Source organism: Mumia zhuanghuii (assembly GCF_042681565.1).
Taxonomy (GTDB): domain Bacteria; phylum Actinomycetota; class Actinomycetes; order Propionibacteriales; family Nocardioidaceae; genus Mumia.
In genome coordinates this window covers 2,350,725-2,359,809 of sequence record NZ_JBHUFT010000008.1, presented here as the reverse complement: position 1 = coordinate 2,359,809, position 9,085 = coordinate 2,350,725, and the positions used below count along the sequence as shown (strand labels likewise).

The 9,085-nt window shown below is 68.6% G+C and carries 12 protein-coding genes and 1 riboswitch; of the genes, 11 read left to right on the top strand and 1 reads right to left on the bottom strand.

Annotation, left to right across the window (positions count from 1 at the left end; genetic code table 11):
- Together ACFSDF_RS19960 and ACFSDF_RS19955 are read left to right on the top strand one after the other, a co-directional pair.
- Positions 1–487 (top strand): copper resistance CopC family protein (locus ACFSDF_RS19960; protein ID WP_377158921.1); only part of this gene is annotated, 487 nt, incomplete at its 5' end.
- On the top strand, positions 487–2,580 hold the full coding sequence (locus ACFSDF_RS19955) for a bifunctional copper resistance protein CopD/cytochrome c oxidase assembly protein (protein WP_377158918.1): 2,094 nt from the start codon (positions 487–489) through the stop codon (positions 2,578–2,580). The genes ACFSDF_RS19960 and ACFSDF_RS19955, both read left to right, overlap by 1 nt.
- 20 nt (positions 2,581–2,600) lie before the next feature.
- Here the strand turns inward: ACFSDF_RS19955 and ACFSDF_RS19950 are convergent, their stop codons facing one another.
- Positions 2,601–3,224, bottom strand: coding sequence for a superoxide dismutase (locus ACFSDF_RS19950; RefSeq protein WP_167002570.1), 624 nt, complete (start codon positions 3,222–3,224; stop codon positions 2,601–2,603).
- A gap of 168 nt (positions 3,225–3,392) precedes the next feature.
- Here ACFSDF_RS19950 and ACFSDF_RS19945 point away from each other — a divergent pair, with 168 nt between their 5' ends.
- From ACFSDF_RS19945 to ACFSDF_RS19905, 9 genes are all read left to right on the top strand, one after another.
- Complete coding sequence (locus ACFSDF_RS19945) at positions 3,393–3,992, top strand: CDP-alcohol phosphatidyltransferase family protein (RefSeq protein WP_167002572.1); 600 nt, start codon at positions 3,393–3,395, stop codon at positions 3,990–3,992.
- An 88-nt stretch (positions 3,993–4,080) separates the two neighbouring features.
- A complete protein-coding gene (locus ACFSDF_RS19940; RefSeq protein WP_167251033.1) occupies positions 4,081–4,854 on the top strand; it encodes a DUF881 domain-containing protein in 774 nt (257 codons plus the stop codon).
- Entirely contained in the window at positions 4,851–5,183 is a 333-nt protein-coding gene (locus ACFSDF_RS19935) for a small basic family protein (RefSeq protein WP_167002576.1), read from the top strand. The genes ACFSDF_RS19940 and ACFSDF_RS19935 overlap by 4 nt, the downstream gene beginning before the upstream one ends.
- Positions 5,184–5,224: 41 nt before the next feature.
- The gene (locus tag ACFSDF_RS19930; protein ID WP_167002578.1) at positions 5,225–5,971 is read left to right on the top strand and encodes a DUF881 domain-containing protein; all 747 of its coding nucleotides are present in this window, start codon (positions 5,225–5,227) and stop codon (positions 5,969–5,971) included.
- Positions 5,972–5,989: 18 nt separating this feature from the next.
- The gene (gene gcvH, locus ACFSDF_RS19925; RefSeq protein ID WP_167002579.1) at positions 5,990–6,367 is read left to right on the top strand and encodes a glycine cleavage system protein GcvH; all 378 of its coding nucleotides are present in this window, start codon (positions 5,990–5,992) and stop codon (positions 6,365–6,367) included.
- A 114-nt stretch (positions 6,368–6,481) separates the two neighbouring features.
- Entirely contained in the window at positions 6,482–6,952 is a 471-nt protein-coding gene (locus ACFSDF_RS19920; protein ID WP_167002581.1) for an FHA domain-containing protein, read from the top strand.
- Positions 6,953–6,967: 15 nt separating this feature from the next.
- Positions 6,968–7,693: a transcriptional regulator FtsR gene (ftsR, locus tag ACFSDF_RS19915; RefSeq protein ID WP_377158911.1), complete on the top strand. Its 726-nt coding sequence runs from the start codon at positions 6,968–6,970 to the stop codon at positions 7,691–7,693.
- 9 nt (positions 7,694–7,702) lie between these two features.
- Entirely contained in the window at positions 7,703–8,176 is a 474-nt protein-coding gene (locus tag ACFSDF_RS19910) for a bifunctional nuclease family protein (protein WP_167002583.1), read from the top strand.
- A gap of 123 nt (positions 8,177–8,299) precedes the next feature.
- A complete protein-coding gene (locus ACFSDF_RS19905; protein ID WP_377158908.1) occupies positions 8,300–8,884 on the top strand; it encodes a MerR family transcriptional regulator in 585 nt (194 codons plus the stop codon).
- Positions 8,885–8,929: 45 nt separating this feature from the next.
- Positions 8,930–9,021: riboswitch (glycine riboswitch) on the top strand.
- Positions 9,022–9,085 lie beyond the last annotated feature (64 nt).

The window sequence follows — 9,085 nt, the reverse complement described above, 5'->3', positions numbered from 1 at the left end:
CGTCGGGCTGCTGGTCCTCAGCAGCCCGACGGCGGTCGGCCACGCCGTCCTCGTCTCCACGACGCCCGCGGACGGCTCCACCGTGGCGATCCTGCCGGACGAGATCGTCCTGACCTTCAACGAGCGCGTGACCACCCCGGCGTACGTCGTCGCCGAGGCGCCGGACGGCACCCAGGTCGCCTCGGGGGAGGCCCGGACGGACGGGAAGAGCGTCCGTGCGACCACCAACCCGGCCGACATCGCGGGGGAGTACCGCATCTCCTACCGCGTCGTGTCCGCCGACGGGCACCCCATCGACGGCTCGGTGTACGTCACCGTGACCGAGGGGCGTACCGTCGAGAAGACCCGCGCTGAGGACGACGAGGACACCGGTGCGGGGTTCGTGCACGAACACCGGGCCCACTTCCTGTGGGGGGCTGCCGGTGTGATCGCTGCCGCTGCGCTGCTGCTGTGGCCCCGGCGGCGCGAAGACAAGGAGGACGCGTGATGACCGCGCCGGTACGTTGGGCCGTCGGAGCGTTCCTGGCCACGTTCGCCACCCTGTACGTGGCCTTGGCGCTGGGCGCCGCGCTCCCGGCAACAGCCCCGCTCGGCATACCCGATCCGGGTGTGTTCACCGGATGGGCGCTCATGGTCTCGCGGGTGCTCTCCGACCTCGCCGGGCTGGCGACGGTCGGGTTCCTCACGACCGCGGCGTTTCTCCTCCCCTCCAGCGCCCGCGAGGTGCAGGGCCTTGCGGCGCGCTCGGTCCGCGTGGCGTCGACCACGGCGTTCGCGTGGGCAGGCGCGACCCTCGTGCTGTTCTTCTTCAGCACCTCGCAGCTCTTCGGGACGCCCCCGTCGGCGCTCTCGTGGAACCTCTTCACCGAGTACGGCACGGGTTCTGAGACGGGCCGCGCGCAGCTCGCGCAGATTGTGATCGCCCTGCTCGTCGCCGTCCTCGCCCGCCGGACCTTCAGCGTCAGGGCGGCCGCGCTGCTGCTCGGGCTCGCCCTCGGCGGGTTCGTTCCGCAGGCGATGTCGGGCCACTCCGCGGGCGCAGGCGCGCACGACCTCGCGATCGTGAGCATGTTGCTCCACCTCGTGGGCGCGGCGCTGTGGGTCGGCGGACTCGCCGGCCTCGCGTGGGTCGCGCTCATGGGAAGCCGTCGCCTTCCTGCAGCCGTCACGCGGTTCTCCACCCTCGCGGTGTGGTGCGTGGCGATCCTCGCCGTCTCCGGCGTCGTCAACGCCGCGACCCGCATCCAGGGCCTGTCCGACCTCGACTCCCGTTATGCCCTGCTGATCGGTCTCAAGGTCCTCGCCCTGGTCGTCCTCGCCGGTCTCGGCCTCGTCCACCGCCGCCGTACGGTCACCTCGCTCGAGCAAGCCGACGGCCTGTCGGACGACGCGGCGGTCCGCGGCCCGGCGCGCCGCCTCTTCCTGCGCATCGCCGCGGTCGAGCTGATCGTCATGGGCATGACCGTGGCCGTGGCAGTGGCGCTCTCGCGCACCCCGACGCCACGCCCGGACGACCTGTACGACACCACCGTCAACGCGATCCTCGGCGGCCCGCTGCCGCCGGATCCGACGCTGTGGCGCCTGCTCTGGGGATTCACACCGAACGGCGTCGGTCTCGCCGTCGTCGGGCTCTGCCTCGCGCTCTACGTCAAGGGCCTGCTGGTGATGCACCGTCGCGGCGACCGTTGGCCGGTCGGCCGCACGATCTCGTGGATGGCGGGCCTCGTGATGGTCGCGTGGGCGACCTTCGGCGGGCTCGGCGTCTACTCGCACGTGCTCTTCAGCGCGCACATGGTCTCGCACATGATGCTCAGCATGGTCGCGCCGATCCTGCTGATCCTTGGTGCTCCGGTGACGCTCGCCCTGCGCACGCTCCCGGGCCCGCGCGGCAAGGGCGACGTGTCACCGCGCCAGATGCTGGTCTCGCTGCTGCACTCCCGCTTCGTCAGCGTCGTGACACACCCGCTGTTCGCGACGGCGATCTTCGTCGGCAGCCTGTACGGGCTCTACTTCACGCCGATCTTCGAGACCGCGATGGAGAGCCACGTCGGGCACGGCCTGATGGAGCTGCACTTCCTCGCGGCCGGCTCACTCTTCTACTACGTCATCATCGGCATCGATCCGTCGCCACGTCGGATCGCCCCGCTGTGGCGCTTCGTGATCCTGCTCGTCACGATCCCGTTCCACGCGTTCTTCTCGATCACGCTCATGGCGATGACCAGCGTCATCGCCAGCGGGTACTACAACCAGCTCGAGCGGCCGTACGCGACCGACCTGCTGTCCGACCAATACCTCGGCGGCGGGATCGCGTGGGCCATGGGCGAGGTGCCGCTGGTGCTCGTGATGGGGGCGCTGTTCGTGCAGTGGTTCCGATCTGACTCACGCGACGCCGTACGGCACGACCGCAACGCGAGCAAGAACGACGGCGCCGAGCTCGCGGCATACAACGCCTATCTCGCCGGACTGGCCGGGCGCCCGTCGCCTCAGAAGAAGGCGCCGCAGAAGCCTGCACCCGACAAGCCCGTCCCCGAAGCCCACGAAGCCCGGCCGGAGTCGTCCGACCGGGCTCCGCGTGGCTAGCCCTTCACGACGTAGCGGGGCTACGGCGTGTAGAGCGTCGTCGTGTTCGTGCGCGCGCCCTCGAAGCGCGCCTGCACGTCCGCCCAGTTGACGAGGTGCCACCAGGCCTTGACGTAGTCGGCCTTCACGTTCTGGTACTGCAGGTAGAACGCGTGCTCCCACATGTCGAGCATGAGGAGCGGGACCAGCCCGACCGGCAGGTTGCCCTGGTGGTCGTACAGCTGGCAGATGATCGGCCGCTGGCCGAGCGTCTCCCACGCGAGGATCGACCAGCCCGAGCCCTGGATGCCGAGGGCACTGGCCTCGAACTGCGCGCGGAACTTGTCGAACGACCCGAAGTAGTTGTCGATCGCCGCCGCCAGCTCGCCCACCGGCTTGTCGCCGCCTTCGGGCGACATGTTCGGCCAGAACACCGAGTGGTTCACGTGCCCGGCGAGGTTGAACGCAAGGTTCTTCTCGAGCAGGTTGACCGTCCCGAGCGAGTCCTTGTCGCGCGCCTCGGCCATCTGCTCCAGTGCCGTGTTGGCACCGTTGACGTAGGCGAGGTGGTGCTTGCTGTGGTGCAGCTCCATGATCTTGCCGGAGATGTACGGCTCGAGAGCTCCGTAGTCGTACGGCAGATCGGGCAGGGTGTACTCAGCCACGTGTCCTCCATCGATTCTCTTGAGTTGTCCTCACAGTCTCTCAGCCCAGACACCGGTGCAAGCGAGGGGTTCACCAGGCGACCCCCGGGTGTGCGTGGGCGAGCAGTTAGTCTTGTGACCGCCGACCTTGTCGCACCTGCCTGCTGACGAAGAACCCGAAGGAAACCAGTGACCGCCGCCACGAACGCTTCGAGCGCCGAGCGCGTCCTGACCATCCCCAATGCGCTGAGCTTCGTCCGCCTGCTCGGGGTGCCCCTGTTCCTGTGGCTGGTCCTCGGCCCGGAGGCCGACGTGCTGGCGCTCGTCGTGCTGGTCGTCTCCGGCTTCACCGACTATCTCGACGGCTATCTCGCCCGCCGGCTCGGCCAGATGTCCAAGGTCGGGGCGCTGCTCGACCCCATCGCCGACCGCCTCTACATCCTGGCTGTCGTCTTCGGCCTCGCGATGCGCGACATCATCCCGTGGTGGCTGGCGATCCTTCTGCCGCTGCGCGACGTCCTGCTCTTCGCGCTAGTGCCGTTCCTGCGCACCCGTGGCTACAGTTCGCTACCCGTGCACTTCCTCGGCAAGGCGGCGACGGCGGGGCTGCTGTACGCATTCCCCCTCCTGCTGCTCGGCGACGACACCGGTACGGTCGCCGGCCTCGCCAACGTGTTCGGCTGGGCGTTCGCGATCTGGGGCGTCGGCCTCTACTGGTGGGCCGGGCTCCTGTACGTCTGGCAGGTACGCCGCCTCCTGGTGACCGTGCCTCCGGTGAAGGCGCGCTGAGGAGCCATACGTGGCGGGCCGCCGAGCAGGGATGACGACAGGGTCGATATCGGGGACAGTGCCGTCAGCAGACGTGACGGGCAACTCCATGACTCTGCTCCAGAACATCACCGACCGCCCGCTCGACGACGACTACTACACGCACGCGCCGCACGAGCCGACCCGCCGGGGTCGGATCGCGGCGGTGGCAGTCGTCGCGTTCTTCGCTCTCCTGATCACGCTCGCCGTCCTCGAGACCCGCGCCGGCCGCCCGGCCGCCGAGAGCGAGCGGGCCGTGCTGATCAAGCAGATCGAGCAGCGTAAGGACGACATCGCGACCCATCAGGAGGAGGTCAGCGTGCTCACGAACGCCGTCTCACGCCTACGCCGCGAGCAGTCCGGCGCCGAGGCTCTGGCCCGTGCGAAGGAGCAGGGCGCGGTCGTGGGGACTGTGGCGGTGACCGGTCCAGCTCTGCGCGTGGTGGTCGACAGCGCCGACGACGCCGACGACAAGCCCGAGGGACGCGTGCGCGACAAGGACCTTCAGATGCTCGTCAACGGTCTGTGGCAGTCCGGTGCCGAGGCGATCGCGATCAACGGCAACCGGTTGACCTCGATGTCGTCAATCCGTGCCGCCGGAGACGGGATCACCGTCAACTACCGCTCGTTGACCAGCCCATATGTGGTGACCGCGATCGGCAGTCCGCGTACGCTTCCGGGGAACTTCATCGACACACCCGCGGCCCAGCTCTGGGCAGGTTACGAGGAGAACTTCGACATGCGCTTCGACGTGACCGAGCGTGACGAGGCGACGCTGCCCGCAGCGCCTCGACGTGCGACCACGATCCGTCACGCCAAGGTCCTGGAGGTGTCGGACAAGTGATCGCCGTCCTTGGTCTGGTCATCGGGATCGCGCTGGGCCTGCTCTTCGAGCCCAGCGTCCCCGCCGGCCTCCAGCCATACCTCCCGATCGCGGTCGTCGCTGCCCTCGACGCCGTGTTCGGCGCTATCCGCGCCTACCTCGACGGGCGCTTCGACGACAAGGTGTTCGTCGTCTCCTTCATCTCCAACGTGCTCATCGCGGCGCTCATCGTGTTCGTCGGCGACCAGCTCGGCGTTGGCTCCCAGTTGTCGACGGGTGTCATCGTGGTCCTGGGGATTCGCATCTTCTCCAACGCCGCAGCGATCCGGAGGCATCTCTTCCATGCATAGGTACAGCCCATGCATAGGTACAGCCATGCATAGGCGCAGCCATGGCTGACCGCGACCCGGCGCCCGATACCTCGAAGGCCTGGGCGCGCGTCCGTCACGCGCTCACGGGCAGGCCGTCGCGCGGCCAGTGGGTCGTCGCGGTGCTGTTCCTGCTGCTCGGGTTCGCCGCGGTGACACAGGTGCGCTCGACCAACGACGACGAGTACACCGGCATGCGACGCGACGAGCTCGTGACGCTCCTCCAGACGCTCGACGGCGCTGACGACCGTCTGACCCAGCAGCGGTCCGAGCTCGCTGCGACTCAGCGCAGCCTTCAGCAGGACTCCGAGCGCAACCAGGCGGCCGTCGAGGAGACGCGCCGCGCGGCGGACGCGCTCGCGATCCTCGCCGGCACCGTCCCGGTCGTCGGGCCCGGCGTGGTGATCACCGTGGAGGACCCGGACGAGACCGTGGGCGCCAGCACGCTGCTCAACGCGATCGAGGAGCTGCGGGACGCCGGTGCGGAGGCCATCCAAGTCAACGGCGTCGTCCGCGTAGTGGCGCAGTCGTACGTCACCGACTCCTCCAACGGCGTCGTCCGCATCGACGGTCGTGAGGTGAAGCGCCCCTTCGTGATCGAGGCGATCGGTGACTCCCATACGCTGGACCAGGCAGTGATGTTCCGAGGGGGCCTCGCCGATCAGGTGGAGGCGCTCGGAGGAGAGGTCAACGTCGAGCAGACAGACTCGCTCGAGGTGACCGCACTGGCCGAGGAACGCGAGGCCGAGTACGCTCGGCCCGCACGTTGACGACGAGGAGAGTACGCCGTGATCCCCGAAGACCTCCAGTACACCGCGGACCACGAGTGGGTACGCCTCGACGGTGATGTCGCCACGGTCGGCATCACCGACTACGCACAGGACCAGCTCGGAGACATCGTCTACCTCCAGCTCCCGGCTGCCGGTGAGGCGGTCGAGGCCGGCGCGGTCGTCGGCGAGCTCGAGTCCACGAAGTCGGTGAGCGACCTGTTCGCGCCCGTCTCCGGCGAGGTCGTGTCGGTCAACGACTCCCTCGAGGCGACGCCCGAGACGGTCAATTCGGACCCTTACGGACAGGGCTGGCTGATGACCATCCGGATCGCCGATCCGGGTGCTCTCGAGGGCCTGATGGACGCTGCCGCGTACGGAGCGTCGATCGAGTCCTGAACGGGCTCCAGCTGCTGTGGTGTGTCGGTTGACCGCCCCCCAGCAGGCACGTAGGTTCAGTGCAACAGCGTCAACCTCGAGTACCGGTTGAGAGTAGCGAAGGGGATCCCCGCAATGTCGCGCACGAACGAGGACGATCCGACACCGGACGTCCCCGAGAGCCCGTCGGAGACGACGTCCACGATCTCGCTCCCGCCGACCTCCGACCCTGATCTGGGGTCGGGCGGCGGCCTGAGCGCGGACGACGCCGCGGCGCTCGACGCGCTGCCGCCCGGGTCAGCCCTCCTGGTGGTCCAGCGTGGCCCGAGTGCGGGGTCGCGGTTCCTCCTCGACACCGACGAGGTCTCGGCGGGTCGTCACCCCGACAGCGACATCTTCCTCGATGACGTGACGGTGTCTCGTCGGCACGCGCTCTTCCGTCGGTCCGAGGGCGGCTTCACGGTGAGCGACGTCGGCAGCCTCAACGGCACCTACGTCAACCGTGACCGCATCGACGACGTGCGGCTCAACAGTCGTGACGAGGTTCAGATCGGCAAGTTCCGGCTGGTCTACTACCCGAGCGCTGCGAAGGGCTCCACGTCGTGATTGAGGCAGGCTAGCGTGACGCAGGCCGCGCCGAACGCCGCCCGGTTGAGCATCGGAGAGGTGCTCGACGAGCTTCGCGCGGACTTCCCTGACGTCTCGATCTCCAAGATCCGCTACCTCGAGACCGAGGGGCTGGTCGAGCCTGAGCGCACGCCCGCCGGCTACCGCAAGTTCTCGCGTGCCGACGTGGAGCGCCTGCACCTCGTCCTGCGGGTCCAGCGCGACACCTACTGGCCGCTCAAGGTGATCCGTCAGAAGCTCGACGACCTCGATCACGGGATCGTCGGAGCGGACGACGAGGGCGTGCTGCAGGTGCCGCGCGTGATCATGTCCTCCGACGGCCTCCCGAGCGCCGAGACGTTCACCGGTGGCCCCCACGAGATGCGCTTCCGGAGGGCTGAGCTCCTCCAGGCGTCGGGCATCGAGAGCGACCTGCTGGCCGAGGCCGAGCAGTACGGGCTCATCGCGCCTTCGCAAGAGACGTACTCGGAGTCCGACGTCGTCATCGCCAAGACGCTCGGCGACCTCGCGGGGTTTGGTCTGGGGCCGCGCCACCTGCGCGCATTCCGTACTGCAGCCGACCGCGAGGTCGGGATCGTGGAGCAGATCGTCGAGCCGCTGAGGCGCCGCCGCGACGTCGGTGCCGCTGCGAGCGCCGACGAGACCGCCCATCACGTGGCGTCTCTCTCCGTGGTGCTCCACTCGATGCTCGTCAAGAACGGACTCCGTCGTCGGGGGTAGTCTGAGACCGTGCGCGAGCTCGATGTCGTAGGCGTTCGGGTGGAGATGCCCACCAACAATCCTCTGGTGCTGCTCCGGGAGGTCTCGGGGCCGCGCTATCTACCGATCTGGATCGGCGCGGTCGAGGCGACCGCGATCGCGTTCGCGCAGCAGGGTGTCGTCCCGCCGCGTCCGTTGACGCACGACCTCCTCAAAGACGTCATCGAGGCGATGGGCGACGAGCTCGTCGAGGTTCGCATCACGGAGGTCAAGGACCACGTCTTCTACGCCGTCCTGGTGTTCGCCTCGGGCGTGGAGGTCGAGGCGCGTCCGTCGGACTCCATCGCCCTCGCCCTGCGGACCGGCACCCCGATCTACTGCGACGAGGACGTCCTGACCGAGTCCTCCGTGGGAGTGCCTGACGAGGAGGAAGCGGAGGTCGAGAAGTTCCGCGAGTTCCTCGACGAGATCACCCCCGAGGACTTCGAGGAGGGAGGGTCGTGATAGGCGCCTCATCCTTGAGTTGAGGTTGAGGGTCGCTCCGGCGAGTCGCGGCGGATGTCGTTGACCACCTCGGGGTCCGGCCCTAGTTTGAACGGGCAGATGACGGTGAGACGGAGGGCTCCGGTGGGCGGCAAGCAAGATTCGACCCCGTACGAAGGTGTCGATGCGGCACGCGCGGCGGCCGGCGACCAGGGCCTCCTGTTCGACGACGACGTGTCGGCGCTGCCAGAGGACTCGGGGTTCCGTGGTCCGACGGCGTGCAGCGCGGCCGGCATCACCTATCGACAGCTCGACTACTGGGCCCGCACGGGCCTGGTCGAGCCGTCCATCCGAGGCGCCGGCGGCTCTGGCACCCAGCGGCTGTACTCGTTCCGCGACGTGCTGCTTCTGAAGATCATCAAGCGCCTCCTCGACGCCGGCATCTCGCTGCAGCAGATCCGTTCCGCGATCCAGCACCTGCGTGAGCGAGGCACGGACGACCTGACGACGGTGACGCTCATGAGCGACGGCGTCTCGGTCTACGAGTGCCGCTCCACCGACGAGGTCATCGATCTCCTCGCCGGCGGTCAGGGCGTCTTCGGCATCGCGATCGGCGGCGTCTGGCGCGAGATCGAGGGCACCCTCTCCGAGCTCCCGAGCGAGCGCGCCGTGTCGGACGACCCGTCGGACGAGCTGGCGCAGCGTCGCCGTGGTCGGCGCGTCGGTTGAGCAAGTCACGTCGCGTCGGCTGATAGCCTGACTGGGTACGGCCGAGCACGTCACGCGGGAGAGCCCGTGCAGCGTCACGGCGCCGAAGGGGCAATTCCTCCCCGGAACCTCTCAGGCACCAGGACCGCGTGACCCAGGCACTCTGAAGCGCATCGTCGCGTGACAGAGGGGGAGGGTTGTTGACCGACCCCACCCGAGCCT